Origin of the sequence: Pseudoalteromonas sp. BDTF-M6 (assembly GCF_018334135.1) — a bacterium.
In the GTDB taxonomy this organism is placed as follows: Bacteria; Pseudomonadota; Gammaproteobacteria; order Enterobacterales; family Alteromonadaceae; genus Pseudoalteromonas.
Window position 1 is genome coordinate 411,632 of sequence record NZ_JAGXTQ010000004.1, and the last position, 26,485, is coordinate 438,116.

A 26,485-nucleotide genomic window follows, 5' to 3' on the forward strand; every position below is an offset into this window, starting at 1 on the left:
GGCTGTTATAGCCCTTCATAGGCTGCCAGTTGCCCCCGCAAATAGTGCTCAACACCGCGGGCCAGGGCGGATAAATGGTAACCCCCTTCTAAAAACGACACTATGCCCAGCACGCCATGAGCCTTGGCAAACTCGCCGATACGCTGACTGAACCAGGCGTAATCCTGCTCGACAAATTTGAGGGCCGCCATATCGTCTTCCAAGTGACCGTCGAAGCCGGCGGAGACAAAGATCAGTTGCGGGGCAAAATGAGTTAAGGCGGGTAGCCACTGACTTTCGACCAGGCGGCGCAAGTCATTGCCATCACTGGCCGGCGGCAGGGGCGACTGGATCAGATTTGACCGCTCTACCGGCTCGGGATTGGGATAGAGAGGGTTTTGGAACAAGGAGCACAAGAGTACATTGCGCTCATCGGCAAAGATGTTTTGGGTGCCATCGCCATGGTGCACGTCTATATCTAAAATAGCGATGCGCTGTATCCCCTGTTGCTGCGCGTAACGCACGGCGATGGCTAGGTTGTTATAAACGCAAAAACCGGCACTATGATCTTGACTGGCGTGGTGGCCAGGGGGGCGCACCGCACAAAAGCCGGCGTCAATATGTCCCGCCAACACCTCATCCACCGCCGTCAACCCTGCGCCAACGGCCCGCTCTATGGCCTGCATCGATTCAGGGCATAGGCGCGTATCGCCATCAAGATCCGCATAGCCAATATCCGGGATACATTGTTCTACCAGGGAAACCAACTGCTCCGAATGGACACTAAGAAAATCCTTACGCTCGGCCTTACGCGCCTGTAATTGGGCGATTTCCAAATCCAGGCCACTGGCGAGTAGGCGGTCTTGAATAACATCAAGGCGAGCGGGCGAGTCGGGATGATCGCTGCCCATTTGGTGGCGGCGACAGGCGGGATGAGTGATAACGGCGATACGGGACATAGGCTGGCTAAATTAAACACTTTAATCAACAGCTTAACAAAGTCGCAGTGCCTTGACCCTGCGACTTTGGTGTTAGCTCGCTAGTAGCTGTGTTCCATGACTAGCGAGACAACTTTTTCGGGCGTAAATCCAGGTTACGGAAATCAAAGCTAAAATCGGTGACCTCGGTGGAGACGGCATGCATTCTGGCGCTGCGCACCTTGTTTTGCTCATCCAAAGTAAAGTGAATAAAGGCATCCGCTTCGAGCAGAGGTTCATCCCACTTAACAATAAAGCTGTTGCCGCTGTGATGCTGCAATTCACCCTTTAAGCGCTTGGTGTGAGTAAAATCGATACGCAGCTTGCCATCGAGTTGCTCGATCACCACATCACCATACCAGGCATCATGAAGAGTCCCGGTATAGTAGATAGGCGGTAAGGCGCTTTGGTAGTCCTCAACTAAGGCCGCCTTAGCATTGGCATAGGCCTGCTCCTTGCCTTTGAAGTGACGCTCGGCAAAACGCTCAACATAGTCTTTATCTTCAAGTTCCAGAGCTTGTTCAAAGATTTCCTCGGTCACCGCCGAGAGGGCCGCAAAAGCCTGCTGGTTTGACAGCACCACGACGCCTAGCTTTTTCTCCGGCAACAGGGAAACCTGCGACACCATACCGAGAATGCCACCACCGTGACCGACGCGTTTATAACCGTGGTAATCGACAATAGACCAACCTAAGCCATAGCCGCTGAACTGTTGTCGTGTGGCCGCAAAGGCCGCCTTGCTCACGGGGCGATTAATATGTGGCTGCCACATTTGCTGTTGTTGCTTGGCGCTAAACAGGGTCTCGCCATTGGCCATGACCCCGGCGTTAAGCTGGGTATTCAACCACAGGCTCATTTCCTTAACGTTAGAAGCAATGGCACCGGCACCGCGAAAATCTTCCAGGTAATTGACAAAGAATGGGTGGAGCTTGCCGTTTAAAGGAATATGGCCGGTGGCATAGTTGTCGTTATCGTCATCGATACGGGAAAAACCGGCGCGCGACTGTTTCATGCCCAGAGGCGTTAGCATCTTTTGCTCGATAAAGTCCTGCCAGGACATGCCGCTGACGCGCGCAACCACCTCACCGGCGGTGACAAACATCAGGTTGTTGTAGGCATAGGTGCTGCGAAAGCTGGACTGAGGTTTCAGGTGTTGTAGACCTGCAATGATGTCGTGCACCGATTTGTCCGTGTCCGGCCAGATCATCAGATCACCCTGCCCCAGTCCTAAACCACTGCGATGACTAAGCAAGTCGCGAATCGTCATCTCACGCGTGGCGTAGGCGTCATACAGGCGAAACTCGGGAAGATGGTCTATTACCTTGTCATCCCAGCTTAACTTACCCTGGTCCACCAGCATGGCCAAGGCCGCGCTGGTAAAAGCCTTGGTATTTGAGGCGATGCCAAACAGGGTCTCCGCGGTCACTGGCTCTTTGCTGTCGAGATGACGTACACCAAAACCCTTGGCATATACCAGCTCCCCCTCGGCAACCACGGCCACGGCCATGCCTGGCACATCAAAGCGAGCCATAGACTGCTCAATGGCGGCGGTAATTTTTTGTTCTTCGAGCTTGGCTTGCGCCGGGTTATTAAACCCCAGCAGCACGGCACTGCACAGCAGCAACGTTTTAAATTTCATTATTATTCCTTGTTGAGTTACTTCTAAATCCTGATCTTTCAGCAGCGCCTATTGCGCCCTAACTGCCACCCTTCTCGACTTGGTCGGCGTGGATCTGCATTTCCCGCAGGTGCCGCTCGCGATTGAGATCCTCAATGCTGGCTTGGCGGCCAATCTCGGCAATGTAGTGCTGTGGCAGGCTGGCCTCTTGGGCACCACGATACACATGCTGTAAATACCAATCGAACGGCAAGGCCACCTGATCCAGGGTGTTGGCAATATAACAGTAGGCCCGAACCTGCTCTTGCTGATCGACTAAGGTCACCTCAATATGCTCAACGTCATAGCGTGGCCCCTCAATTTGATGCAGGAACTCCTGCTGCTCAACATCGAGTAACCACACCACACCATACACGCTGGCGTCGCTATCGCGGTGAATGGTGCATTTCCCCGAGCCATCCAGGCTCAGCATATCAAAGCCCAGACGATAGCCTGGCAAGTGTGCCACTCCCACACGTTGTGCATCGGGCAAGCGCTCGCCAAGACGCTGTGCCGACATATTGGAACCGAAAGCAAAATAATATTGTGTCATAACAACACCACCTGAATCGCTAATACTATTAATACCACGCCGATAGCGCGGTCAAACCAGAACCCCTTGGCATTAAAAAACCCGCGAACCTGCTGCTTAGAAAGCAACAGCGACAACAGAGAAAACCAGGCCCAGGTTGCCAAGGCCATATACAGACCATAGCCTAATTGCACCATTTTTGGCGTTTGTACCGATACTACTAGGGTAAAGAGCGAGAGAAAAAACAAGGTCGCCTTGGGGTTCAGGGCATTGGTTAAAAAGCCGCGTCTAAAGGCCACCAGCAAGTTCTGATGCAGCTGCGGTTGCGGCTGAGCCTGCTCAGACTCCCCCGTCGCTGGCTTGCTTCGTAGTGCCTGCACGCCTAAATAACCAAGGTAGAGAGCGGCCAGATATTTCAGCACCATAAACAAGGTCGGTGCCTGAGAGATCAACAAGGCAACACCGAGCAAACAATAAAAGATATGCACCAGAATCCCGGCGCCCACCCCGGCACTGGTAGCCAAACCGTTAGCGCGACCATAACTGACACTGTGTTTGAGTACCACGGCAAAGTCTGGGCCAGGGCTGGCAACGGCAAAAAAGTGGGCAATGGCGATGGCGGCGAACTCGGGCCAATAACTCATGCCTGCTCCTTAGTGAGCAGAGATAGCAACAAGGGATCGGGGCTGGTTTGTGCCAGCGCCTGCAATGTTTTTGTCGCCTTCTTAAAATAGCTACGCAGGTGTCCTTTTAGATGCGCTGCCCCCTTGTCGATGCCCTTAATATGACAAAACAGCGCCAACAGAAACACCTGTTGCTGCTCGGACAGCTCACTGGAGCGATTCGCGTAGGGGTTATAACACTTGCCGCACCCACCGCGGAATTGATACACGGTGTTACTCAGCATAACCCCAAAGCCAAAGAAGCTGGCCAGCACTTCGGTGGCGGCATCCACATATTGCTCACCGCCAGGTGGCAAGTGACCGCCCTGATAAATCATGACCCGCGCCATCCCTTGTGCAAAGCTGGCGATCAGATCCTGTGGCTGATTGATCTGTTGCGGGTTATAGGACAGCTGCACCTGGCCATCGTCACTGACTAATTGAGCCTGTGGGCCGCGTAAACAATTCGCAAACTCAATACGCGGGAAGCGCTGCGGCTGACTGAGTTCGGGAGCGACCAATACCAGAGGCCACTTTTCAAGACCAGCGTACTGTTTTACCTGGGTAAAAACCTGCTCCGCCATTTGCGCCACACTGTGACTCTGACCGGCGAAAAACGCATTGGTGGGCAGCACCAATTGCGTGTGCTGGCGAAAGTAATCACCATCGAAATGCTCATAGGCCCATAAAAAGGTATCCAAGAGCCATTGCTGCTCTTGCTCTTGAAGTAACGGCGAAGGTTTTAACCAGCTCAACATAGTCATTTTTATTGCAACTTAAGTTCTTACCTGCAAGCATACCAACTCAGTTAAAAAATAACAGCCGGGTGCGATGACACACGCTCGGTGAACAAGGCGCCAAGGCTTCGCTCTATGGGCTTTGCTGAGAGAAACTGGCATTTTTATAAAAATGTGCTAAACCAGTTTAGTACTCACTGGCGCTACTTATGTAATGTTAACGAGTTTTACCATGCCCCATATCATCATAGAACATTCCGAAGACCTGCCGGTGTTACCACAAGTATTAGTGGACAAGGTGCACCAGGCTACCTATGCCAGCGGCCTATTCGAACTCGCGACCATCAAAACCCGCGCCATTGCCTACCAACATTATGAATTGGGCGATGGTAAGGATGGCTTTATCCATATATGTGCCTACATTATGGCCGGGCGCACTCGGGAGCAAAAGCAGCAACTCAGTAGTCAATTACTGGAATGTTTGCGCACCTACTGCCGCCGTTCAGATTGTTTAAGCGTGGATGTGCGTGATTTAGATCCAGAGATCTATATGAAGTGCTAAGCGCCGGGAATCTGTGTCTCGGTGCTGTAAAGTCGCTGCGCATTAGCACAGGCCAACGCACTAAAATGAGGTAACCCCATGGCTTGGTAATCCTGCCACAGCTCTTCGTAGCTCGTATTGAATAAACAGAGGGGGAAATTGCTGGCGAGCATGACACGCCGGTATCCCAATTGTGATATGGCCGTGCGAATCACCTTTTGCTGCCAGTTTACATCACCATCCGGGTAAGTAATTTCCCAGCCGCAACATTTAAGATAGATATTGTCGCATGCGGCACACAGGATTAGACCTGCCACCCAGGCATCCCAGGTGTCTGGTGTCACCAAGCCGGCATGATTGATCACTATATTCAGCCTTGGGTTGGCCTTGGCATGGGCCACCACAGCCGCCGCTAGCTCGGGCTCGCACAGGCTGAACTGGGCCTCAAAAAGTAAGCCTTGCGTGGCAAGGTGAGCGAGGTTTTGGCCAACATTTGGGCTTAACAGCCGTTTACCCTCGGACTCTTCGGTGATATCACGAATGCCGCGCAATAAGGGGGATTTTAACAGCTCCAAAGAAACGGCAAATTGCTCAGGTGCTTGGTCTATGGCCGCATAACTGATTGCCGGCCCCTGGAAGTCTTGCTCTTGCAACCAACTTAACTCCCTGCCGGGATGCTGGTTATCGAAGCCAGCCTCAATATGGGCCACGCCCTTGATTACCCAGCCATCACCGAGTATCAAGTCAGCCCTAGAGAAGTCACGCTGGATAAAGCGCTTTTGTGGCCAAAACGGCGGTCCCTGTTGTTTAAGCCAATAATAATCCCCGCGGGCATAAGCAAAAAAATGCACATGGGGATCAAACACAGGCAGTGCCAAGGGCTGTGCCGAAAGCGTTGCCGCTAGGGAAGCCACGGCCTCATTACTGCGCCGTATAGCCACCGTCGATCACTTGCAGCGAACCTGTAATAAAGCTGGCGTCCTCACTGACCAAAAACGCCACCAGATTGGCCACATCTTCCGGCTGTCCTAAACGGCCAAGGGGTTGCAAAGCCGACTCTTCGGCCACCACAGCATCCTTATCGGCACCGGTATTGGCACAGTAGTTATCGATTGCACTGTGGAATAATGGCGTTTCTATGGTACCCGGACACACGGCATTAGCACGAATGCCAAATTCGGCATAATCCAGCGCCGTGGTTTTCGCCATGGAAGCGAGTGCCGCTTTCGACAGGTTATAGGCGAAGGAGTTGCGTTTACCCACCAAGGCCTGATCGGAAGAAATATATACGATAGCCCCGCGCTGGGCGTCACGCATCAGCGGTAACACGGATTGCGTAGCGGCAAAGGCACCTTTAATATTCAGGGCAATCACCTCATCGAGCATGGCCTCTGAGGTTTGTTCTATGTTGGCACTGCGATGGATACCGGCGTTGCAGACCAAGACATCCACTCGCTCTTCGCGCTCACAGATATCCGCAATCACCCGCTGTACACTGGCCACATCGCGAACGTCACAGTGGCGATACTCGCCCTGATCGGAAGTGACAATATCCAGGTTGTAAACTCGATATCCTTGGTTTACCAGCTTTTCTACAATGGCCAGACCAATTCCCTTGCTGCCACCCGTTACAATAGCGACTTCACTCATATTCATTTACGCCTTGATGTACATATCAGCTAATACTAGCATCAGCGCTAAATAAAAATATAGGATTAAAAATAATGACTTTTCGTCTTGATATGAAAGTGCGTGACTACGAATGCGATTTGCAAGGGATAGTTAATAACAGCGTGTACTTCAACTACTTAGAACACGCCCGCCATGAGTACCTGCTAGCACAGGATGTAGACTTTGTGGCCCTGGCCAAAGAGGGCATTAACCTGGTGGTGGTACGCAGCGAAATGGATTACAAGGCCTCACTGGTGCCGGGCGATGAGTTCTATGTCAGCGTCGAGATGGTGCGCGAAAGCCGCCTCAAGTTTGCCTTTATCCAAAACGTGCATCGAAGCCGTGATGACAAACTGGCGTTAAAGGCCAAGGTTATCGGCACCTCGGTTAACGCCGATGGGCGCCCCTTCTTGCCCGAGCAATTAGAGCGTTTATTTACGGCTTAGGGCTTACTGGTTAGGCGCAGCGCCAAGAATAAAGGTAAGTGTATGAGTCCCTGTTAAGGTCAGGGTCTCATTTTCCATTTGCAGCAAAGGCGACGATTTTAAGGTACTCAGTAAAGCTTGCTCGTTACTCTGAGCCTCTCCCTCACAGACCCGATAGGTCATTCCCAAACCACTCACCTGCAGTCTTTGCTCTTCCACCGCGGTGCTGGCGAAAAAATCATTGCAACCTGTGTGGCCATTTAACTGCAGCGCATCGATAAAGCCAACATAGGTGTTATCGGTGGCAACCGCTTGACCATCTATGCTGGTTAAATACCAATGTTGAAATTTCAGGGCATCGGCCGTGCGCTGGTCGTTTGCGGCACACGCCGTCAATCCACTTAGTAACGCCGCCGCTAATATTAAATTTTTTCTCACCTTTGCGACCTTAGACTCGCAGCTGCTTATGGGTTCCAATGCTAAAGCAAAGACCGCCAATTTGCACCGATAAGACCGCAAGAAAGTGCTAGAAATCATAACTTTTAACTTCCTTTTTACACCCACATACGCTTTAGTATAGAGTTAGTAACAGAGCACCTAAAAAATGGATTTCACTATGACGACCCAGCTTATTAAACCTTTACTTATTAGCGCCTTGAGCGCCTCACTGCTCGCCTGTGGCGGCGATGGTAGTTTTAACGGCAGCGATGACAGTACTTCTTCCGGTTGGACTCAAGGCGTTTTTGCCCCGTCGAGTCAATTTAAAGGACAATGTAATGCCCTCGACGAGAAAAACTGGCTACGCTCTTGGAGCAATGAAACCTATTTGTGGTATGACGAAATCACCGACCGCGATCCCGCTTCCATTGTTGGTGTTATCGATTACTTTAATACCTTAAAGACCAATGCCACTACCGCCTCCGGAGCGGCTAAGGATAACTTCCACTTTAGCTTGCCTACCGACGAATACCAGAAAATGCAGGAAAGCGGTGCCGTGATGGGCTATGGCTTTAACTTCAAACTGCTCCGCAGTGCTCCACCGCGCGAAGTGGTGGTTAGTTACACTGAGCCTGATACCCCGGCAAGTGCAGCAGGAGTGAGGCGCGGCTGGGAAATCGTTGCCGTTAATGGTGTCGATATGATCAACAGCAATGATGTTGATGCCCTAAACAGCGCCCTGTTCCCAAGCACTAAAGGCGTACAAACCGACTTCACCTTTAAATTGGTTGGTTCAAATGAGGAGCGCAATATCACCCTGACAACCGGCGAATTTATCCAAGATCCGGTGATGAATGTGAGCACCATAGCCACCAACACTGGTAACGTCGGTTATGTCCAGTTTAACGACCACAATGCCCCGGCGGAACGCCAGCTGTATGATGCCTTTAATCAATTGGCAGGTAGCAACATCAGCGACCTGGTAATCGACATGCGTTACAACGGCGGAGGCTATTTGGCCATGGCGGCACAGCTGGGTTATATGGTTGCGGGCGCAGAAAACACCAGTGGCCTTATTTTTGAAAAAACCATTTTCAACGACAAATACCCAACCACCAACCCGGTAACCGGCAGACCGCTGACGCCTTATCCCTTTATCGATGAGTATATTGCTTTCGATCCGGACTCGGGGATCAGCGAGGGCACCAAGTTGCCAAGCTTAAACCTTGAACGTGTCTTTGTCCTTTCTTCGAGCAACACCTGCTCGGCCAGTGAAGCGCTGATCAATGGCTTGCGCGGCATTCCTGCAGCGCGTGGTTTTGAAGTCATCCTCATTGGCGGTAATACCTGTGGTAAGCCTTACGGTTTCTACCCCACAGATAACTGCGACACCACCTTCTTCACCATTCAGTTTACCGGCGTAAACCATGCCGGCTTTGGTGAATACTCAGATGGTTTTGCACCACAAAACACACCGAATGCCGAGCTTGCTCCCGTCTATGTACAAGGGTGTGCCGTGGCCGATGACTTCACCCACCTGCTGGGAGACAAAAACGAAGCCATGCTGGCGGCAGCGCTGAGCTATCGAACCTCTGGCGTCTGTCCTGCCCCCACCACGGCGGCGGGCTTAAAAGGCTATGCTGTGCAAAGCTCAGCCTCTGAGGCGGGTGTCAGCCTCAGTGACAACCGCTGGCAGACCCAGTTGAAAAATAATCGCGTAGTGACTCCCCTACCTAAGGAGCTAAACTAATGCGTAAGTTTTGGCCTCACAGCCTGCTGGCGGCGCTCACACTGGCCACCAGCAGTGGCTGTAACAGCACGGTCAATCAAGACGAGTTGCGCCCGGCATTACTGACCGAGCCCAGCCAGCAAGAGGTTGCAGCCCTGGTCGCAAAGGCCTTGAACACCGAGGAAGTGAATGTCGGCGAAGAGGTGTTTATGCAAAAAAGCTCCTTGGTACTCGAGTCGCCGCCCTTTACCGATGCGCAGGGTAACCCCCTGATGGGTAAGCAACTTGAGATGCCACAGCGCTTTATGCTGCTCACCGATGGTCAGCTGTGTTATTTGCAGCATCTTAATAGTGAACAGCTCCTGCCCGCACCGACTCTTTCTTGTCGTTAATAAAAAAAAGCGCCGGCTAATACCGGCGCTTTTTTCTTACCCATTTTTGAATATCTATTTTATCTCTACCCGAGCCGAGCGCATCACCACCTCATCGTTAAGCTCGATACCAATACCCGGCTCCTCGCTCACCTTAAACTTGCCGTTGACCGGCTGTGGGTCTTGAATACACAGCTCGCGGTTCCATTTTTTAATGGCATAGGTGTGATGTTCATGAATTAAGAAGTTAGGGATCGCCGTCTCCAGGTGCAGGGACGCCGCGGTCGCCACCGGCCCACCACAAACATGAGCCTGAATACGTACATCGAAAATATCGGCGTAATCGCACACCTTTTTGGTTTCGGTAAACCCACCACACAGGCCGATATCCGGCTGCAACACGTCGATGCTCTGATCTTCCAGATACGGGCGTACCCCCCAACGGTTATACAAGCGCTCGCCACCGGCAATGGGCACGGCGACCTTGTCCGCCACCTTGGCATGCAAGGAATGATTCAGGTAATTCACCGGCTCTTCGTAATACATACAGTCGAACTCTTCGGCAATTTCACCAATTTGAATCGCCGATGTGGCGCCGGGCAGACTGTGACATTCAAAGATAATATCAACTTCGTCACCTACGGCCTCGCGGATGGCTTGCATGCGCGCACGATACAGCTTCATTTCCGCACGGGAAATTATCTTGGTGCGATCATAATAGGTGTTGCCGTGCTTATCATACTGAATGGGGTCCACCTTCACTGCATCATAGCCCTCGGCCACGGCTTTAAGTGCCGCCTCGGCATACTCTTGCGGCTGCACCAGAGCTTTAAATTCGCTGTCCCAGTCAAATTGCAGCTGTGATGCATAGGTGCGCAGCTCATCGTTCACCTTACCGCCCAGCAATTGGTAAACCGGCAGGCCTAGCGCCTTGCCCTTGATATCCCACAGTGCCGTATCTATGGCACTCATGGCGGCATACACTACGGGACCACCGCCCAATCCCCAGAAGCTTTCACGCAACATGCGCGACCACAGCAGCTCGGTTTGAAACGGGTCATGGCCGATCAAAAAGGCCTCGGCCATTTCCTTAATCATGGCCGCCGCGGCACTATGGCCGAGATCATAAGCCAACCCTGCCTCGCCAACACCGCTAATGCCCTCATCGGTGTGAATACGAACAAACACGGGCGTCCACGCCGGGCGATCTGGGCAGTGAATGTCGAAAACTTCAACGCGATTAACTTTCATATTCTTTCCTTCTTATTCGGCAAAGCCAGGGTCCAGGCGATAGGCCTTACGCAGCATGGCCGGCCAGGCCTTTTGCCCACCGGTGCTGCCACTGTGTACCACGTTGGCCTGATGATAAATATTGTCGATAATGGCTTGAGGAACCCGCACCGGGTTCTGCTTCATGCTTTGTATGGCCACCTGAATCTCACAGGCGCGTTGCAAATCATAAAAGCGCATAAAGGCATCGCCCACAGTCGGCCCCACGGTTAATCCCCCATGATTCACCAGCAGCATATGATTGGTATTACCTAGGTCGCGTTGCAAACGGGCTTTTTCATCCTCGTTAACCGCTAACCCCTCATACTCGTGATACGACAAAGATGGCAGGGAAAACATCGAGTGCTGTGAATAGGCTTGTAGTCCGCCTTCGACGCTGGCCACGGCGATGGTTTCCTTGGTGTGCAGGTGGATCACGCAGTGGGCATCATCGCGCACTTCATGAATGGCGCTGTGGATGGTAAAACCGGCGGGATTAATCTCATGCGGGGTCTCATCTAAAACCTCCCCTTTGAGATTTACCTTCACCAGATTCGAGGCCGTCACTTCGTCAAAGCTTAGACCAAAGGCATTGACCAGGTACTCGTCTGTACCGGGAATGCGCGCCGACATATGGGTGTAAATTAAATCGCCCCAACGCATATGCTCGACCAGCCTGTAACAGGCGGCCAGATCAACGCGCAAACGCCACTCTTGTTCACTGACCTTATCTTTGAGGTTTAATTTAGGTAACTGGGGGATCTGGGTCATGCACCACTCCACACGCTTAATAGATGTATAGAAGTCTAAACACTTATAGACCGCCATTCAACAAAAAACCACCGCAGAGTAAACTCATACGGTGGTTTTTTTGATACGGATCGCGAGCGTTATTTAACGCTGGCTAGATACTCGGCAATAGCGGCAAATTCTTCGTCAGAAACATTGGCTACCATGGCTTTCATCGCCATTGACATACCATTTGAGCGAGCACCAGACTTGATGTCTTTCATTTGCGCCACTAGGTATTCTTTGTTTTGGCCAGCCAGCTTAGGATAAAGAGCCATAATGGGTGCGTTGCCATCGGCACCGTGACAGGTGTGGCAGTTTTTCTCTGTGTATAACGCCTTGCCGTCTGCTGCTTGTGCATTCATCGCCATCGCAGACATTGCAATCGCACCGGCTCCCATAAGTACTTTAGTGATCTTTTTCATAATATTTACTCTTATAATTGACGGTAAAACAAGAGGGGATCCCCCCTCATTAGCAATGAGTGTAGACCCTTGTTCTTTACTGTAGCAACTAAGAATTAACAGACACTGAGCATCCAACAATCAAAAATAGCGTGTTACCACATCAGATCATCAGGAACTTCGTAGCCTGCGTAAGGATCGTCCTCATCGACATCTTTATCATCGTTTTCGACATGGAAAACAATATATTTTTCATCTACTTCAGCAATTTTACGTGCTGGCTCATCCTGCAATACGTAAAACTTTCCTTCAAGTACACAAATGGCTAATCGGCCACCGGCCAGGGCTTTTTGCGTTTGCGCATTCACCTCAATTTCCTTGACCTTGTTTTCATAGGTAAAGTTAAAGGTCAATGGGCCGCGAATTTCGTCCTGGTTGTGATGCTCTAAAATCTGCTTCACACGGGCAACCTGTTCACGCTCTTTCAGCTCTTCCTGACGCTGCTCATTTAGCTGCGCCGCCTTCTCTTGCTGTGCCTTTTTGGTTTGCTCGATATGCTTTTGCAAATCACTTTGATCGCTAGTGGCACCTTTTTTCTTCTTTTTCTTTTGTGCTTTGCGCTTTTCTGTTTTTGCCACCTTTGCCTTATGCTCGGTGGTTAAGCCTGCTTTTAGCAGCTGATCTTGTAAAGAACCCATAATTGTCACTTATTACCAACAAAACGAATTAAGCTTATTCTATACCAATTGCATCAAAATTTTGACCACCGAGAAAGAATATTGCACCTAGGTGACAACGCGGTGACGGTAACATGAGCGAATAGTGCAGGCTTTGATTAATCGCAAGCTTTCCCCCTGCCCTTGGCGCTATGATACACTCCCTCGCGCCTGATCTTCGACGTCCCTTATTATGTCCTATTGGTTATTGCTGTGTTGCTCCGTGGTGATATTTTTTGTGCTTTATGCCGTGCAGCCCCTGCTTGCATTGTTTGCTCAGCAATACCAGGTGAGCCCGGCCACTGCCGGCTCGCTGATGACCTTGACCATGCTGCCTTTAGCCATAGCCCCCTTGTTTTATGGCGTCTTGCTTAACCGCCGGAACCTCTATCGCGTGCTGCAATGGGTGATGCTGGTGCTGGCCTTTAGCAATGCCTTGGTGCCCCTGTGCACCGAGTTTTGGCAGTTACAGTCGCTGCGCTTGTTGCAAGGCCTGGCTCTTCCTGCGGCACTCACGGCCATGACAGCCAGCATTGCTCTGCGCTTTAAGGGCGAAGATATCAACGCCAAGATGAGCGGCTATATTGGCAGCACCATTGCCGGCGGCTTTTTAGGTCGCGCTTTGGCGGCAAGCTTTGCCGAATACCTCAACTGGCAGAGCTTCTTTTGGCTGAACTCCCTGCTGTTACTGGTGCTGGCACTGCTGATTCGCGCTAAGTCCGACCCTGTCTCTCAGGCCCACACGCCATGGCGGGGCAATATAAAGGCGCTGGCCTCGATGCGTATTATCAGCCTCTACGGGGCGGTGTTTTGTATGTTCTTTTGTTTTGCCGCACTGCTGAACTACCTCCCCTTTATACTGCGCAGCACCTATGCCATGAGCAGTACAAAAAACATTGGTTTGGTATATAGCGGCTATTTGCTTGGCGCCCTGGCAACGCTGCTCACTCCCTATTTGCACAAGCGCTGTAACAACGTATTTGCCTTGCTCGGCGGCGTGTTTTTATTCTATTGCGCCACCATAGCAATGATGTTTTACCAGCATTTACCCGTGTTTTTAATCGCCTTTACCTGTTTCTGCGCCGCCATGTTTATTATTCATGCCAGTGCGGCTCCGCTGGTGAATCGCCTTAGCAGTGCCAGCGCCAGCCTCACCAATGGCGTGTATGTGTCGTTTTACTACAGCGGCGGCGCCTTAGGTTCATTTCTACCTGGGTTGCTTTACCAGGAATATGGTGAATATGCGTTTTTGAGCTGTCTGTTGTTGGTGTGCTTAGTGGGCTATGGCTTGATTGTGCTACCGCAACGTTTGGCAACGGGAAGTACCAAGGGCTGACGTTGCCAATGCGCAAACAGGGCCTTGAGTCCAGCCTTTGGCAGCAACCAGGTCTGTTTGTTATCAAAGGGGTGGCAATGGTATAGGGTGTCGTCTTGGGGATCGCCGGAAGGATCGGACCAAATAGTCTCATCCAGCCACAACTCCACCTCTTGCTCTGGATCATTCATCAGCGCCAGCATGGACACACACCCTGGACGCACTCCCAGGTAGCGTAGCAGCCGCTCATCGGAGGCAAAACCCAAACGGGAAACCTGTTGCGCCTTCGACAGCGCCTTTAAATCCACCAGCGCATCATGGGCGGTGATCAGCAAAAAGTGACGACGGCCGTAATTGTCGCGCAAAAACAGGTTCTTCAAACGCATGCCGGGGCGATGTAAGGCGATTTCATCAGCTGCACGAGCGGTGGCCAAAGGTGGATGAGTCACCTTTTCACAGTCGATATTCAGCTGTGACAACAGCGCGGCGAGTTCTTCTATGCTGGCCGCCACTACAAACAAACTCCGCGTAGTTGCACGCTAAAGTCGCGCCATAACACTTCATTGATTTCGTAGGCATTGGGGCAGTACTTGCGCTCTTTGAGCTCTTTTTTAAGTGCCGCCGCCGCCTCATCTTCGAGTTGTAATTTAAGCACACGGGACTCATCAAAGTGTTCTTGCTCGATATAGCGTTTTAGCTGCTGGCGACTGATGGGTTTACTGGAGTCCAAAGCCGCCCTTTTATTGGCTTTGACTGTCATCACATAGGCAAATATCTTACGCCCCTGATCATCAGTCTTGGCGTAAAAATCTTGACTATGTACTTCATATTGACGCTCATCCGGGGCGGAAGAGCAACCCAGTAACAAGGCGGTAAATAACAAAAGAGACAGAGCACTTTTCATAACTTCGGCTGTTTTTCTTATACTTACTGGCTACTGTAACAAAGCCCGAAAATTTTTGGTCGATTTATCGCGATTTTTTTCTGCTCCATGCTTGACCGGGAGCCCATAATTTATAAAATAATCTGCGTTCCTTCGGGAACTCACCTAAGAAGTGGGGCTATAGCTCAGCTGGGAGAGCGCCTGCCTTGCACGCAGGAGGTCAGCAGTTCGATCCTGCTTAGCTCCACCATTTCTTTCTATATCTAATTTATTGGTAGCATCCCTGCGACCACCCAGCTCGGTATCCTTACCTCACGTTCAAAACTAAAAAAGCAGTGCTTTTTTCGGGCGTTTTTCACCCTGCTTAGCTCCACCACTTTCTTACTAAATACCTTTTGAGTAAACCAGGCATCCAAGCCCATCCCCCAACTCGGTATCCTTACCTCGCGTTCAAAACTAAAAAAGCAGTGCTTTTTTCAGGCGTTTTTCACCCTGCTTAGCTCCACCATTTCTTTCTATATCTAATTTATTGGTAGCATCCCTGCGACCACCCAGCTCGGTATCCTTACCTCGCGTTCAAAACTAAAAAAGCAGTGCTTTTTTCGGGCGTTTTTCACCCTGCTTAGCTCCACCACTTTCTTACTAAATACCTTTTGAGTAAACCAGGCATCCAAGCCCATCCCTAGCTAATTATCCCCCTAGATTAGCCCTTAGTCGCATTTGCATGAAAATGCCTGATACCTTCATATCTCTGCCTTAAATGCCATGATATGCTTGCAAAAAAGTAAGCCGTGCCATTATGAATTCCCATAAGCAAAGTCTCATTTATCTGCATATTGCCGTCCTCTTATTTGGTGGCACCGCCCTATTTGCCAAGTTGATCCATCTCTCGGCCTTAGATATTACCGTCTATCGCACCGCGGTGGCCGCGGGTGCCCTGGCTCTGCTGCTTGGCTTTCAGGGTCAGCGCATACGTTTAAATAGCCGTAAAGATTATGCCATTGCCCTGGGCTTGGGCATGATTGTTGGTATCCATTGGGTTACCTACTTTGCTGGCATGCAACTGGCGGGGATCACCATAGGCATCATCGCGTTTTTCAGTTATCCGGTACTCACTGTTTTAATAGAACCCTTGTTTCATCGCCAGTGGCCAAGCGCCAAGGATATAGTCAGCGCCTTAGTTGTTAGTATGGGCATTTATCTCCTGGTGCCCGAAGCGGATCTAGGCAACGATGTCACCCTAGGTATTGTTACCGGGGTCTTTTCGGCGCTGTGCTTTGCCCTGCGCAATATTTTTCAAAAGCGTTATTTCACTCATTACAGCGGCCCGCAGACCATGTTTTACCAAACCCTGGTGGCGGCGCTGATGCTGTGCGCCTTTGTCGAAGTGCCGGTGGCGGCTATCCCCGAGCGCGACCTTGCCCTGTTGCTCCTGGTGGCCGTGATCTTTACCGCTGCACCCCATGCCCTATTTGCCGCCTCATTAAGGGGGCTCAGCGCCACCACCGCAGGTCTTATCTCCTGTTTACAACCCTTGTATGCGACGATTTTGGCGTTTATGCTGCTGCAAGAGCGCCCCGATATGGCGACATTAATCGGCGGCCTGATGATAGTCAGCGCCGCTCTATTTGAAACCTGGTCAGTCTCGAGGCAACCCAAATGAAGGTTTTTGCACACCGCGGAGCCAGCGGCAATTATCCTGAAAATACAGAAATCGCTATTAACTCGGCGTTAGACGTAGGCGTTGATGGCATTGAGGTCGACCTACAAAGTTGTTTAGATGACTACGTCATCATTCACGATTCCTGGTTAGACAGAACCACTTCGGGGCAAGGCAAGGTCAATGCCACCCCGTTTAGCGCCATTCAACAAGTGGATGCCGGGCAAGGGCAAAAGGTGCCGGGACTGCAAGACGTGATCAACTGGGTGGGCAACAAGACCCTGTTAAACTTAGAGTTAAAGCATACCTTCTCTCTGGATAAGCTAGTCAGCACCTTGGAGCACAATGTTGCGCAAGGCCGGCTCAATCGCGAGCAACTTATTGTCTCTTCTTTTGATCACCATCAACTACTTTGGTTGAAGCAGAACCTGCCCTGGGTCAAAATTGGCGCATTAACATCGTCTATTCCTTTGGGCTACGCCGAATTTGCGCAGCGCTTAAATGCCTACAGCCTGCATTTGGACAAAAACTTTGTTAATCATCAGTTTGTCGCCGATGCCAAGGCGCGGGGGCTGGAGGTCTATGCCTACACGGTAGATAAGGATGAAGACATTTTAACCATGCAGGCACTCGGGGTAGATGGCGTCTTTACTAATTATCCATGCCACACCAAGCAACTATTGGCGCAACAAAGAGACGCCCAAAAGGGAACCGCTTAGCCAGACTTTACGTCATTGCGCACTATAGTTTTCCTGCTCCCGGCCGATAAGAATCTAAGCGATTTTATTTCGCCAACCCTGGGCAGGAAATATCCGCTCTACAGGCACATGGAGCAGCATTTAATGAGTCGGTTTATGCGCATTTACAACTATATTGAACAAACCTTTTTTTACACCCTGACACGCAAGATTGTTGGTAACCTCAGCTTTTTGCTGCTGTTACAACTGCTCAGCCTATTGTGGCTTTATCAGGCGCTGGCGGCGAGCGGCCAAGGACTGGGGCTATTTATTGTGCTCACCTTGGTCATTCTTAGCGGCTTTGTCTTCACCATTTTCTATATGCGCCATCTCATGGTCCGTCCGGTGCAGGCAATGCGCGACACCCTGATCCAAATAAACAGTCAGGACGCCACCCTCAATGCCCGACTGCCGCAATTTACCTTTGACGAATTTCGCGAACTCAGTGAGCAATATAATCAATTTGTGCATCACCTCGGCGAGTTGCTTACCAGCACTTACCATGGCGCGACTCAAGCCGCTAACAGCAACCAGCAAATCAATCTGTCGATGCAAAACACCGCCGAACTCGGCGCCCAACAACTGCAATTTAGCAATGATATTGCCGCCGGCACCGCTCAGGTTACGCAAAGCCTGGAGCAGATAGTCGCCAGCACGGACGCGGTGTTTAATGCCAACAGCGATAATTTAAGTTTTGTGCAGGGGTCGTCTCAAGAGCTCGGTCAACTGGTGGCAAAAATCCAGCAAATCACCCAGCTCTTGGCGCGCTTTTCCGATACCGTAACCGGGTTAAAAGAGAATTCGGAAAACATTCGCAATATCCTTAAGATGGTCGAAGGTTTTGCCGACCAAACCAACTTACTGGCGCTGAATGCCGCCATTGAGGCCGCTCGAGCCGGAGAAGCCGGTCGCGGCTTTGCCGTGGTTGCCGACGAGGTCAGAAGCCTGTCGCTTAAAGTCAGCAACGCAACTGGGCAGATCAGTGATTTTATCAACCAAATGAACAGCCTGGTGGCCGATACCAGCGAAGAGTCGCTGTTGCTGATAGACCACTCCTCACAAGCAGAACACGCCATCAATAGCACCGCCAATGGTTTTAGTCAGTTGGTCAGCGACTTCGAACAAAATCAACGCCAACTGCAAGAGATAGTCGCCGCGGTACATGAGCTGGAGCAGAGCCAGGCACATACGCAAAAATCGGTGGAGCATATCAGTTTGCTGGGACAAGACGCCAAAACGCAAATAGATCAGGCCGCGGAGCAATGTGCCCACTCCGAGCATTTAACTAGAAGTACCCAAAGCGACTTACAGCGCTTTGTCAGCTAAGCTTTGTCAGCTAAGCTTTGTCAGCCGAGTCGCAACCCGCATAAAAAAAGCCGCTCTTAAGCGGCTTTTTACATTACAGACCCGGTTTAATCGCGCACCTGGCCGATGCCATTTACCAGGTATTTTTCCGTGGTAAGTGACTCCAGTCCCATAGGGCCGTAGGCATGCAACTTGGTGGTGGCAATGCCTATTTCGGCGCCTAATCCCAACTGCGAACCATCGGAGAAGCGTGATGACGCATTCACCATGACCACAGAAGCATCTACACTGCGCTGGAACAGCGCTGCCGTTTGCTCGTTTTGGGTGCAGATCACCTCGGTGTGAAAGCTGCCGAAACGATCGATATGCGCCACGGCGGCGTTAAAGTCTTCTACCATGCGCACGGCGATTTCTAAATCCAGGTATTCTTCACCGAATTCGTCTTCATTGATGACCTTGGCACCGTCAAAATACTGCGCGGCCTGGCTATCGGCGTTAATACGAACACCTTTTTCGGCCAACGCCTTGGCGGCAATAGGCAAGAATTGCGGGGCAATATCCTGATGCACCACCAGCCCTTCCAAGGCATTACATACACCGGTGCGTTGCGTTTTACCGTTTAACAGCAGATTTAGGGCAATATCCAGGTCGGCATCTTTATCCACATACAGGTGGCACACGCCCTTAAAATGCTGGATCACCGGAATAGTGCTGTTTTCGGTGACAAAATTAATCAGGCCTTCACCGCCGCGAGGGATGATAAGGTCGATTGTCTCGCGCTGGCGCATCAGCTCCATCAGCAGGCCACGGTCCGGATCCGGGATCACCGAGATCAACGCCGTTGGCAAATTATGCTGTGCCAGCACCTGATGCAGTACCTCGGCGATAGCCATACTCGAAGCCAAGGCTTCTTTACCACCGCGCAGAATAACCGCGTTGCCGGATTTAAAACACAGGGCACCGGCATCGGCGGTGACATTGGGACGCGCCTCATAGATCATGCAGATAACCCCAAGCGGCACCCGCATTTTATTAATTTTTATGCCATTGGGGCGCTCGCCCAACGAGCGTAACTGACCCACAGGATCGTCTAGCTCGGCAATGGTCTCTATGCCAACGGCCATATCTTCAATACGCTCATCGGTCAGGGTCAGACGGTCAACCATGGCCGGGGCCAGGTTATTGTCTCGGGCCTGGGCAAGGTCTTGCTCGTTACGTGTTTTGATCTGCTCTTTATTGTCACGCAGTGCCTTGGCCATGTCGCGTAATACGGCATTTTTACTCTCGGTATCAAGCAAGGCCAGTACCTTGGCGGCCTTGGCTGCTTGGACGGAAATATCCTTTACTAAACTCATGATTTCTCCAATACTGCGATGTCTTCATCTGAAATAATCGGGCCGATTGAATCCTGCACCTCATCGCTGAATTCTGTGCTTTCGTTCTCGGCTATAAAGTTCAACAAACAACTACTGTAGTTGGCCTTGGCCTTGGCGAGCCTAGTACCATCGTCGCTACGCACTAAAATGGTGTCGCCTACCGCAAACTCGCCCCTCACCTCGACTATTTCATGGGGATTAAGCTGCTCGCTGTTTTTATCCAAGGGCTCAGAAAAACTCCCTTCAATCACCACCTCGCCCTGCTCGCTGGCGGTATGTGTACGCCAATGAATTGCTTCCTGCATTGGCTTTTCGTAAGGCTTGAAGATAGTACCCGGATTCTCCCCATCAAGTAAACGATTAAAAGTTTGCTCCTTAAAACCATTTAGAATGAAGGTGGTGATCCCGTGCGACGTCGCCTTCTCTGCTGCTTCGATTTTGGTTTTCATGCCACCGGTACCCACGGCACTTGTGGCACACCCAGCCATGGCATAAATCGACTCATCGATCTTGCCTATCTCGGGCAACAACACCGCATCGCTGTGCAAATTCGGGTTTTTGTCGAATAAACCATCAACATCGGAGCAAATCATCAAGGCATCGGCATCGGCGGCCCCCGCAACCATGGCGGAAAGGTTATCGTTATCGCCCACTTTTAGATCGTCCGTGGTCACGGTGTCGTTCTCATTAATAATGGGCAGCACACCATGATCAAGCAGGGTAAAGATGGTCTCGCGAATACTTTTATAACGCTCACGGTCACGCAAGTCACCATGGGTTAGTAATATTTGCGCCGACGGGAAGTCGAAAAATCGGTCCCAGGTCGCCATCATCTCGGTTTGTCCAGCCGCGGCCATGGCTTTTTTCATGGCCACAGAACGGGCTTTGTCGGCCGGAAACAGATGCGAGCCGGCAGCCACCGAGCCGGAAGAGACTAAGATCACCTCAATACCTTGCGCACGGCAACGAACGATGAACTGCGCAATACTGAGCAGGTAGCGGGAGCTGCAACCATTTTGCTCCGGCGCAATTAAGGCGCTACCCACTTTGAGTACGATACGTTGCCATTTAAAATTTTGCATGTGCTTCGAATTCCTTACCAACAGTTATAAGCCAGCTCATAGCGTCGCCTATCGCCTTGCGATAGCACGAACTGGAAAAAGGCCTAATTTAAATATATTAAAAAGCCACTATGGAGCGGGCCGTGATTAACTAGGGTTGGCCAGCACAGCGACTGACGCATAAGGCTTAGCCACAACCCAAGGGAGTTAAGAAAAAGCACTAACAGTTGTGGTTTTGCCTGCTCAATTCTGAGCAAAACCACAATTAATTAGCACTCTAATATTTTGTCTACGAACGTTATTATGCGGATCTGCAGTTAAATATCAAGGATTACTGGGCTATAGAGAACATAAAACCCATTTATAATACGTATTTTCAAGGCAAAAAATCGCTAGATGAAAGTCAAAAAACCAACAAAAAGATTAGACGTGATATTAATTTCGAGACCAAAGCCCAATATTGGGATATGGGTGCACGCGGCGTAGGGATTTTACCTAGCCGACATTGTCATCAACGCTCACTTACCTCATACTTAAGTTTCACGGATAGACAAAAAGGGTCTTTATGTCAGCAATTTATATTGCAGGAATTGCGCTATGCAGTGTTATTGCGCAGTGGCTCGCCTGGGCCTTTCGCGTTCCCGCCATTTTATTTCTTCTTCTTATCGGACTCATACTTGGGCCTGCCACTTCCTTACTCAAACCCGATGAACTCTTAGGTGAACTGCTTTTCCCCGTGGTGTCCTTATCGGTGGCGGTGATCCTATTCGAAGGCGCATTAACCCTGCACTTTCGCGAGCTAAAAGGGATAGGCAAGGTGGTGCGAAATCTCTGCTCGGTGGGGATGCTGCTGACCTTTGCGGTAGTCGGCATTAGCGCTTACTGGCTACTTGAACTGGACTGGCGAGTAGCTGCGGTACTTGGCGCCGTACTAGTGGTAACCGGACCCACTGTCATAGCCCCGCTCCTCAATGCCATGCGCCCGACCCAGGACATCGACCGAGTGCTGCGCTGGGAAGGGATAGTGATTGACCCCATTGGCGCCTTATTCGCGGTGTTAGTGTTTGAAGCCGTAATGCTGGTTGGCCAAAGCGATGTATTTAGCCACACCATTGGCGCCCTGATCACCACCTTGAGCGTCGGCTTTTCACTCGGTGCCGCCGCCGGCTGGATCACCACCCAGCTGATCCGCCGCGAATGGCTGCCTTATGATCTGCATAAATTCTTTACCCTGGCTCTGGTGCTGATCAGCTTTACCGTTTCTAATCACCTAAGCCATGAGTCGGGCCTGTTGGCGGTGACCGTATTTGGTATCTGGTTAGCTAACCAGGACGATTTGGAAATAGACTCGGTGCTGGAGTTTAAGGAAGACCTGTCTATGATCCTGATCTCCACCCTGTTTATCCTGTTAGCGGCGCGCCTGGAGTTGTCCGATTTAATGGCCTTGGATGCCCAGGTATTTATTTTTCTCGCCATCGTCTTATTTGTGGCACGGCCACTCAATATTTTGCTCTCCACCTATGGCAGCGACTTACCATTTAAGTCACGCTTAGTACTGGCCTGGATAGCACCGCGAGGCATAGTGGCGGCGGCAGTAGGCTCGGTATTCGCCCTGAGCATGGCCGAGGCCGGTATTGTCGATGCAGAGAAAATGGTGCCCCTTATTTTTACCGTGATCATAGTGACCGTGGTGCTAAACAGTCTCAGTGCTGTGCCCTTGGCAAAACTGCTGGGAGTACGCCAACCGGCCCCTTCCATCCTGCTGATTATCGGTGCTAACCATGTTTCTCGCGCCATTGCTCGCGGCTTAAAGGAGCAGGAAATCGATGTGCATCTCTCCGATCCGGCCTGGGAAAACTGCAAAATGGCGCGTATGGATGGCCTGCCCTGCTACTATGGTAACCCGCAATCTGAGCATGCTGAGCGTTACCTGCCGCTGACCAACATCAGCAAGGTATTGGCCTTGTCACCAAACCGCCACCATAATGCCCTGGGTATTCAATACTTTAGCCACTTATTGGGAGAGAAGAAGGTATTCTCACTCAAGTCATCGCAAAGCCATGCCAAGGCCAATAAGGACAGCGCCACCTTCTTGTCACGGCAGATCCTCTTCGGCGACAATGGCTCTTATGCCAAGCTAAGCAGCCTGATAGCCAAAGGCGGTAAGGTCAGTGCGACGCGTTTAAGTGAAGAGTTTGACTGGCAGCAATACCAGGAGTTTAATGCCGAGGCCATTCCCCTGTTTATTATTGGTGCCGAGAAATCGGTGCGTATCATCACCGAGGATATGGAGCGGCCGCCGGAAGAAGGAGAGAAGGTCGTGGCCTTGCAACCACCGAAAATGTCTTTGATCAAAGATCAACATAACGCCCCGACCAAGAACCCGCAGTTACAGGCGACTAAAAACCCAGGCTAAGGCCTGGGTTTTCTGCACCTTATAGCGCTGCTCACTTTTTTCAGGTAACAAAAAACCCGACATGAAGTCGGGTTTTTTAGCATATGCTGTTAAAGCAGAGAATCAAATTACTTGATTTTCGCTTCTTTGAAGATCACGTGTTTACGAGCTTTAGGGTCGTATTTTTTGATCTCCATTTTTTCAGGCATGTTACGCTTGTTCTTGTCGGTAGTGTAGAAGTAACCAGTACCGGCAGTTGAAACTAGACGAATCTTATCGCGCATGACTTAGGTTCCTTAAACTTTTTCGCCGCGAGCACGGATTTCTGTTAGAACCGCGTCGATGCCTTTCTTGTCGATAATACGCATACCTTTAGTAGTAGTGCGTAGTGATACAAAACGTTTTTCGCTTTCAACCCAGAAACGGTGAGTTTGTAGGTTAGGTAGGAAACGACGCTTAGTCGCGTTGCGCGCGTGTGAGCGGTGGTTACCTACCACTGGGCGCTTACCTGTAACTTGACAGACTTTAGACATGTCTATTTATCTCCAATAACTTCGCTCGAGCTTAATTTTCCCTTATGGCCTTTTTGTATACTGCCCCGGGATAAATCGAAGGGCGCTCTTTATACAGCATAGACAGGCAAAGATCAAGAAACCTGATCTCAGAATCAGCTCATGTATGAATTTTGATAGCGGCCAATTATAGAGATCTAGGCGGCAAAGGGAAAGCAAAAACTGCATTTAAATTGCACTAAAGCCGTTTATTTTTGCGCTTTACCCTGTACGTCACCAAAACCCATTCCATTCACTGCCTGAGTTAGGCACCTAGCGGCACCTAGTCACTAACAAACAGCAGGGTGCCGGCGATGTTTAGAGCAGCCCCTGCTCGGCAAAAGACACGCAGTGGCTACCGCCTACGACCAAATGATCCAGCACCCGAATATCCACCAGCGCCAGACCCTGGGTTAGTTTATGGGTGATCAGCTTATCCGCCTGGCTGGGCTCGGCCACGCCGCTGGGGTGGTTATGAGCGAGGATCACCGCTGCCGCATTGTGCTTAAGCGCCGCCTTCACTACCTCGCGCGGATAGACGGACGCCGCATCTATGGTGCCCTGAAACAAGACTTCCCTGGTGATTAAACGGTGTTGCGCATCTAAAAACAGCACCAAGAACTGCTCCCGCTGCTGAGTTTTGAGCTCAAGCAATAAAAAGTCACGCACCGCTTGCGGTGAATCAAACAGGGTGTCGCGCTCTAAGGCGCTGAGCAAATGCCGTCGTGCCAGCTCGATGGCCGCCTGTAATTGCACATACTTAGCCGTGCCCATACCGCGCCAGCGGCAGAACTCATCATGCTCGGCGCTCAACAAGGTCGATAGCCCCTGACTGTGGCCCAGCACCTGTTGCGCTAACTCCACGGCATTGGCGCCGGGTACGCCGGTGCGAAAGAAAATAGCCAGTAATTCGGCATCGGATAAGCTTTGGGCGCCCTGCGCAAGCAGCTTCTCGCGCGGCCTTTGAGTATGGGGGATATCGGTGATACGCATAAGCACTCCTTGCTTCGCTAATTGCTAAACTATAGTGCAAGGGGCCGACATCTGGTATCTTTTACCCCAGTTTGAGGCGTTAAGCCTTTTAAATATCAACTGAATTATTGTTCGCTATGCAAAACAAAAAAGTGGTCCTTGGGATCAGCGGCGGCATTGCCGCCTACAAATGCGCCGAGTTAACACGCCGTCTAAAAGAGCGCGGTTGCGAGGTTAAAGTGGTGATGACCGACAGTGCCAAGCACTTTATCACGCCACTGACCATGCAGGCGGTGTCCGGTGAAATGGTGTCGGACTCCCTGCTCGATCCCCAGGCCGAGGCGGCCATGGGCCACATCGAATTTGCCAAATGGGCGGATCTGATTTTAGTCGCCCCGGCGACGGCGAACATCATTGCCAAAATGGCCGCCGGCATTGCCGATGATCTTCTCACTACCTTGTTGCTGGCCACCGATGCCGACGTTGCCATCGCCCCGGCGATGAATCAGCAAATGTATGCCCACCCGGCCACCAAAGCGAATTTAGCCACCCTAGCTCAACGCAACGTCGCCATTTGGGGCCCGGGCAGCGGTGAGCAAGCCTGTGGCGATGTGGGCGCTGGACGTATGCTTGAGCCGATGGAATTGGTTGAGCTGATCTGCACTCCCGCGCACGAGCAGGTGTTGGCGGGCAAAACCGTCACCATCACAGCCGGACCAACTCGCGAGCCACTGGATCCAGTGCGCTATATTTCCAATCACAGCTCGGGGAAAATGGGTTATGCCCTGGCCGAAGCGGCACTGGCCCTGGGTGCTAAGGTGAATTTGATTTCCGGTCCGGTAAGCCTGACGCCACCAAGCCAATGCCAGGTGTATGGCGTCCAAAGCGCACTGGACATGCACCAGCAAGCACTGGCCTTGGCGCCGCAATCGGATATTTTTATTGGCTGTGCCGCGGTGGCAGATTATCGTGCCGCCGATATTGCCGAGCAAAAAATGAAGAAGCAAGGGGATGAACTCACCCTCACCCTGGTGAAAAACCCGGACATTATTGCCGACGTGGCCGCCTTAACCAAACAGCGTCCATTTACCGTTGGTTTTGCCGCAGAAACCCAGGATGTCGCCACTTATGCCAAGGGCAAATTACGCAATAAAAACCTGGATATGATCTGCGCCAACGACGTGGCAAAACAGGGACAGGGGTTTAACAGCGACAGCAACGCCCTCACCTTGTTTAGCGCCGACAGCGAACTAAGCCTGCCATTAACCGACAAGCGTAAGTTAGCACTCACTGTCATGGAAAATATTGCCGCAAAGTTGATTTAAAGCACGCA

At 51.2% G+C, this 26,485-nt stretch carries 29 protein-coding genes and 1 tRNA gene; 11 read left to right on the forward strand and 19 right to left on the reverse strand.

The features are described 5' to 3' along the window. Positions 1-5: 5 nt before the first annotated feature. From KD147_RS11770 to KD147_RS11790, 5 genes are all read right to left on the reverse strand, one after another. Positions 6-938 carry a histone deacetylase family protein gene (locus KD147_RS11770; RefSeq protein WP_212547982.1) on the reverse strand — a complete coding sequence of 311 codons (933 nt, stop codon included), beginning with the start codon at positions 936-938 and terminating at the stop codon, positions 6-8. Between the two features lie 100 nt (positions 939-1,038). Further along, entirely contained in the window at positions 1,039-2,595 is a 1,557-nt protein-coding gene (locus KD147_RS11775; protein WP_212547983.1) for a serine hydrolase, read from the reverse strand. Between the two features lie 58 nt (positions 2,596-2,653). After that, positions 2,654-3,166: a gamma-glutamylcyclotransferase family protein gene (locus tag KD147_RS11780; RefSeq protein ID WP_212547984.1), complete on the reverse strand. Its 513-nt coding sequence runs from the start codon at positions 3,164-3,166 to the stop codon at positions 2,654-2,656. Beyond that, the gene (locus tag KD147_RS11785) at positions 3,163-3,789 is read right to left on the reverse strand and encodes a LysE family transporter (RefSeq protein ID WP_105253960.1); all 627 of its coding nucleotides are present in this window, start codon (positions 3,787-3,789) and stop codon (positions 3,163-3,165) included. Before KD147_RS11785 ends, KD147_RS11780 begins: the two co-directional genes overlap by 4 nt. Next, entirely contained in the window at positions 3,786-4,565 is a 780-nt protein-coding gene (locus KD147_RS11790; protein ID WP_212547985.1) for a hypothetical protein, read from the reverse strand. Before KD147_RS11790 ends, KD147_RS11785 begins: the two co-directional genes overlap by 4 nt. 211 nt (positions 4,566-4,776) lie before the next feature. Between KD147_RS11790 and KD147_RS11795 the strand changes: the two genes are divergently transcribed. Further along, positions 4,777-5,106 (forward strand): 5-carboxymethyl-2-hydroxymuconate Delta-isomerase, encoded by a 330-nt coding sequence (locus KD147_RS11795; protein ID WP_105254008.1) that lies wholly within the window; start codon positions 4,777-4,779, stop codon positions 5,104-5,106. On the opposite strand, the gene KD147_RS17025 is transcribed toward KD147_RS11795, so the two are convergent. Next, positions 5,103-6,026, reverse strand: a complete 924-nt coding sequence (locus KD147_RS17025) for an amidohydrolase family protein (protein ID WP_212547986.1) — start codon at positions 6,024-6,026, stop codon at positions 5,103-5,105. The genes KD147_RS11795 and KD147_RS17025 overlap by 4 nt on opposite strands. Further along, a complete protein-coding gene (locus KD147_RS11805; RefSeq protein ID WP_105253962.1) occupies positions 6,007-6,735 on the reverse strand; it encodes an SDR family NAD(P)-dependent oxidoreductase in 729 nt (242 codons plus the stop codon). Before KD147_RS11805 ends, KD147_RS17025 begins: the two co-directional genes overlap by 20 nt. Before the next feature lie 74 nt (positions 6,736-6,809). Here KD147_RS11805 and KD147_RS11810 point away from each other — a divergent pair, with 74 nt between their 5' ends. Further along, the gene (locus KD147_RS11810) at positions 6,810-7,202 is read left to right on the forward strand and encodes an acyl-CoA thioesterase (protein WP_105253963.1); all 393 of its coding nucleotides are present in this window, start codon (positions 6,810-6,812) and stop codon (positions 7,200-7,202) included. A 3-nt stretch (positions 7,203-7,205) separates the two neighbouring features. On the opposite strand, the gene KD147_RS11815 is transcribed toward KD147_RS11810, so the two are convergent. Continuing rightward, the gene (locus KD147_RS11815) at positions 7,206-7,619 is read right to left on the reverse strand and encodes an META domain-containing protein (protein ID WP_212547987.1); all 414 of its coding nucleotides are present in this window, start codon (positions 7,617-7,619) and stop codon (positions 7,206-7,208) included. 178 nt (positions 7,620-7,797) lie between these two features. On the opposite strand from KD147_RS11815, the gene KD147_RS11820 reads away from it, so the two are divergent. Both KD147_RS11820 and KD147_RS11825 read left to right on the forward strand, forming a co-directional pair. Then, positions 7,798-9,369: a S41 family peptidase gene (locus KD147_RS11820; RefSeq protein ID WP_249319201.1), complete on the forward strand. Its 1,572-nt coding sequence runs from the start codon at positions 7,798-7,800 to the stop codon at positions 9,367-9,369. Beyond that, positions 9,369-9,740: a hypothetical protein gene (locus tag KD147_RS11825; protein ID WP_212547989.1), complete on the forward strand. Its 372-nt coding sequence runs from the start codon at positions 9,369-9,371 to the stop codon at positions 9,738-9,740. The genes KD147_RS11820 and KD147_RS11825 overlap by 1 nt, the downstream gene beginning before the upstream one ends. Before the next feature lie 54 nt (positions 9,741-9,794). Here KD147_RS11825 and KD147_RS11830 read toward each other — a convergent pair whose 3' ends face one another. The 4 genes from KD147_RS11830 to KD147_RS11845 all read right to left on the reverse strand — a co-directional run bounded on the left by KD147_RS11830 (position 9,795) and on the right by KD147_RS11845 (position 12,879). Beyond that, on the reverse strand, positions 9,795-10,970 hold the full coding sequence (locus tag KD147_RS11830; protein WP_212547990.1) for a mandelate racemase/muconate lactonizing enzyme family protein: 1,176 nt from the start codon (positions 10,968-10,970) through the stop codon (positions 9,795-9,797). Positions 10,971-10,982: 12 nt separating this feature from the next. Then, on the reverse strand, positions 10,983-11,750 hold the full coding sequence (locus KD147_RS11835; RefSeq protein WP_105254009.1) for a class II aldolase/adducin family protein: 768 nt from the start codon (positions 11,748-11,750) through the stop codon (positions 10,983-10,985). 128 nt (positions 11,751-11,878) lie between these two features. Beyond that, a complete protein-coding gene (locus KD147_RS11840; RefSeq protein WP_442792640.1) occupies positions 11,879-12,178 on the reverse strand; it encodes a c-type cytochrome in 300 nt (99 codons plus the stop codon). A 158-nt stretch (positions 12,179-12,336) separates the two neighbouring features. Continuing rightward, the gene (locus KD147_RS11845) at positions 12,337-12,879 is read right to left on the reverse strand and encodes a DUF2058 domain-containing protein (RefSeq protein WP_105253969.1); all 543 of its coding nucleotides are present in this window, start codon (positions 12,877-12,879) and stop codon (positions 12,337-12,339) included. Between the two features lie 211 nt (positions 12,880-13,090). On the opposite strand from KD147_RS11845, the gene KD147_RS11850 reads away from it, so the two are divergent. Continuing rightward, the gene (locus tag KD147_RS11850; RefSeq protein WP_105253970.1) at positions 13,091-14,233 is read left to right on the forward strand and encodes an MFS transporter; all 1,143 of its coding nucleotides are present in this window, start codon (positions 13,091-13,093) and stop codon (positions 14,231-14,233) included. Here the strand turns inward: KD147_RS11850 and KD147_RS11855 are convergent. Then, on the reverse strand, positions 14,179-14,724 hold the full coding sequence (locus KD147_RS11855; RefSeq protein WP_212547991.1) for a prolyl-tRNA synthetase associated domain-containing protein: 546 nt from the start codon (positions 14,722-14,724) through the stop codon (positions 14,179-14,181). The two genes, KD147_RS11850 and KD147_RS11855, sit on opposite strands and share 55 nt — an antisense overlap. Further along, a complete protein-coding gene (locus KD147_RS11860; protein WP_212547992.1) occupies positions 14,724-15,116 on the reverse strand; it encodes a hypothetical protein in 393 nt (130 codons plus the stop codon). Before KD147_RS11860 ends, KD147_RS11855 begins: the two co-directional genes overlap by 1 nt. Before the next feature lie 153 nt (positions 15,117-15,269). Between KD147_RS11860 and KD147_RS11865 the strand changes: the two genes are divergently transcribed. The 4 genes from KD147_RS11865 to KD147_RS11880 all read left to right on the forward strand — a co-directional run bounded on the left by KD147_RS11865 (position 15,270) and on the right by KD147_RS11880 (position 18,818). Continuing rightward, positions 15,270-15,345, forward strand: a tRNA-Ala gene (locus KD147_RS11865). Positions 15,346-15,894: 549 nt separating this feature from the next. After that, positions 15,895-16,758 carry a DMT family transporter gene (locus tag KD147_RS11870; protein ID WP_212547993.1) on the forward strand — a complete coding sequence of 288 codons (864 nt, stop codon included), beginning with the start codon at positions 15,895-15,897 and terminating at the stop codon, positions 16,756-16,758. After that, positions 16,755-17,474 (forward strand): glycerophosphodiester phosphodiesterase, encoded by a 720-nt coding sequence (locus KD147_RS11875; RefSeq protein WP_212547994.1) that lies wholly within the window; start codon positions 16,755-16,757, stop codon positions 17,472-17,474. The genes KD147_RS11870 and KD147_RS11875 overlap by 4 nt, the downstream gene beginning before the upstream one ends. Positions 17,475-17,597: 123 nt before the next feature. Next, the gene (locus tag KD147_RS11880) at positions 17,598-18,818 is read left to right on the forward strand and encodes a methyl-accepting chemotaxis protein (RefSeq protein ID WP_249319207.1); all 1,221 of its coding nucleotides are present in this window, start codon (positions 17,598-17,600) and stop codon (positions 18,816-18,818) included. Positions 18,819-18,904: 86 nt separating this feature from the next. Here KD147_RS11880 and KD147_RS11885 read toward each other — a convergent pair whose 3' ends face one another. Both KD147_RS11885 and proB read right to left on the reverse strand, forming a co-directional pair. After that, positions 18,905-20,152, reverse strand: coding sequence for a glutamate-5-semialdehyde dehydrogenase (locus KD147_RS11885; RefSeq protein WP_105253975.1), 1,248 nt, complete (start codon positions 20,150-20,152; stop codon positions 18,905-18,907). Beyond that, positions 20,149-21,255: a glutamate 5-kinase gene (gene proB / locus KD147_RS11890; protein WP_105253976.1), complete on the reverse strand. Its 1,107-nt coding sequence runs from the start codon at positions 21,253-21,255 to the stop codon at positions 20,149-20,151. The genes KD147_RS11885 and proB overlap by 4 nt, the downstream gene beginning before the upstream one ends. A gap of 544 nt (positions 21,256-21,799) precedes the next feature. Here proB and KD147_RS11895 point away from each other — a divergent pair. After that, entirely contained in the window at positions 21,800-23,650 is a 1,851-nt protein-coding gene (locus tag KD147_RS11895; protein WP_105253977.1) for a cation:proton antiporter, read from the forward strand. Positions 23,651-23,757: 107 nt separating this feature from the next. On the opposite strand, the gene rpmG is transcribed toward KD147_RS11895, so the two are convergent. The 3 genes from rpmG to radC form a co-directional block, all read right to left on the reverse strand. Next, entirely contained in the window at positions 23,758-23,913 is a 156-nt protein-coding gene (rpmG, locus tag KD147_RS11900; RefSeq protein WP_099643121.1) for a 50S ribosomal protein L33, read from the reverse strand. Between the two features lie 12 nt (positions 23,914-23,925). Further along, a complete protein-coding gene (rpmB, locus tag KD147_RS11905) occupies positions 23,926-24,162 on the reverse strand; it encodes a 50S ribosomal protein L28 (protein WP_010364213.1) in 237 nt (78 codons plus the stop codon). A gap of 336 nt (positions 24,163-24,498) precedes the next feature. Further along, on the reverse strand, positions 24,499-25,173 hold the full coding sequence (gene radC, locus KD147_RS11910) for a RadC family protein (RefSeq protein ID WP_212547995.1): 675 nt from the start codon (positions 25,171-25,173) through the stop codon (positions 24,499-24,501). A 116-nt stretch (positions 25,174-25,289) separates the two neighbouring features. Here radC and coaBC point away from each other — a divergent pair, with 116 nt between their 5' ends. Next, positions 25,290-26,477, forward strand: coding sequence for a bifunctional phosphopantothenoylcysteine decarboxylase/phosphopantothenate--cysteine ligase CoaBC (coaBC, locus tag KD147_RS11915; protein ID WP_502710228.1), 1,188 nt, complete (start codon positions 25,290-25,292; stop codon positions 26,475-26,477). Positions 26,478-26,485: the final 8 nt, after the last annotated feature.

Bases quoted from the DNA above. Each gene is read 5' to 3' on its own strand.
- KD147_RS11770 (WP_212547982.1), bottom strand. From the start codon at position 938: ATGTCCCGTATCGCCGTTATCACTCATCCCGCCTGTCGCCGCCACCAA.
- KD147_RS11775 (WP_212547983.1), bottom strand. From the start codon at position 2,595: ATGAAATTTAAAACGTTGCTGCTGTGCAGTGCCGTGCTGCTGGGGTTT.
- KD147_RS11780 (WP_212547984.1), bottom strand. From the start codon at position 3,166: ATGACACAATATTATTTTGCTTTCGGTTCCAATATGTCGGCACAGCGT.
- KD147_RS11785 (WP_105253960.1), bottom strand. From the start codon at position 3,789: ATGAGTTATTGGCCCGAGTTCGCCGCCATCGCCATTGCCCACTTTTTT.
- KD147_RS11790 (WP_212547985.1), bottom strand. From the start codon at position 4,565: ATGTTGAGCTGGTTAAAACCTTCGCCGTTACTTCAAGAGCAAGAGCAG.
- KD147_RS11795 (WP_105254008.1), top strand. From the start codon at position 4,777: ATGCCCCATATCATCATAGAACATTCCGAAGACCTGCCGGTGTTACCA.
- KD147_RS11805 (WP_105253962.1), bottom strand. From the start codon at position 6,735: ATGAGTGAAGTCGCTATTGTAACGGGTGGCAGCAAGGGAATTGGTCTG.
- KD147_RS11810 (WP_105253963.1), top strand. From the start codon at position 6,810: ATGACTTTTCGTCTTGATATGAAAGTGCGTGACTACGAATGCGATTTG.
- KD147_RS11820 (WP_249319201.1), top strand. From the start codon at position 7,798: ATGACGACCCAGCTTATTAAACCTTTACTTATTAGCGCCTTGAGCGCC.
- KD147_RS11825 (WP_212547989.1), top strand. From the start codon at position 9,369: ATGCGTAAGTTTTGGCCTCACAGCCTGCTGGCGGCGCTCACACTGGCC.
- KD147_RS11830 (WP_212547990.1), bottom strand. From the start codon at position 10,970: ATGAAAGTTAATCGCGTTGAAGTTTTCGACATTCACTGCCCAGATCGC.
- KD147_RS11840 (WP_442792640.1), bottom strand. From the start codon at position 12,178: ATGGGAGCCGGTGCGATTGCAATGTCTGCGATGGCGATGAATGCACAA.
- KD147_RS11845 (WP_105253969.1), bottom strand. From the start codon at position 12,879: ATGGGTTCTTTACAAGATCAGCTGCTAAAAGCAGGCTTAACCACCGAG.
- KD147_RS11850 (WP_105253970.1), top strand. From the start codon at position 13,091: ATGTCCTATTGGTTATTGCTGTGTTGCTCCGTGGTGATATTTTTTGTG.
- KD147_RS11860 (WP_212547992.1), bottom strand. From the start codon at position 15,116: ATGAAAAGTGCTCTGTCTCTTTTGTTATTTACCGCCTTGTTACTGGGT.
- KD147_RS11870 (WP_212547993.1), top strand. From the start codon at position 15,895: ATGAATTCCCATAAGCAAAGTCTCATTTATCTGCATATTGCCGTCCTC.
- KD147_RS11875 (WP_212547994.1), top strand. From the start codon at position 16,755: ATGAAGGTTTTTGCACACCGCGGAGCCAGCGGCAATTATCCTGAAAAT.
- KD147_RS11880 (WP_249319207.1), top strand. From the start codon at position 17,598: ATGAGTCGGTTTATGCGCATTTACAACTATATTGAACAAACCTTTTTT.
- KD147_RS11885 (WP_105253975.1), bottom strand. From the start codon at position 20,152: ATGAGTTTAGTAAAGGATATTTCCGTCCAAGCAGCCAAGGCCGCCAAG.
- proB (WP_105253976.1), bottom strand. From the start codon at position 21,255: ATGCAAAATTTTAAATGGCAACGTATCGTACTCAAAGTGGGTAGCGCC.
- KD147_RS11895 (WP_105253977.1), top strand. From the start codon at position 21,800: ATGTCAGCAATTTATATTGCAGGAATTGCGCTATGCAGTGTTATTGCG.
- rpmG (WP_099643121.1), bottom strand. From the start codon at position 23,913: ATGCGCGATAAGATTCGTCTAGTTTCAACTGCCGGTACTGGTTACTTC.
- rpmB (WP_010364213.1), bottom strand. From the start codon at position 24,162: ATGTCTAAAGTCTGTCAAGTTACAGGTAAGCGCCCAGTGGTAGGTAAC.
- radC (WP_212547995.1), bottom strand. From the start codon at position 25,173: ATGCGTATCACCGATATCCCCCATACTCAAAGGCCGCGCGAGAAGCTG.
- coaBC (WP_502710228.1), top strand. From the start codon at position 25,290: ATGCAAAACAAAAAAGTGGTCCTTGGGATCAGCGGCGGCATTGCCGCC.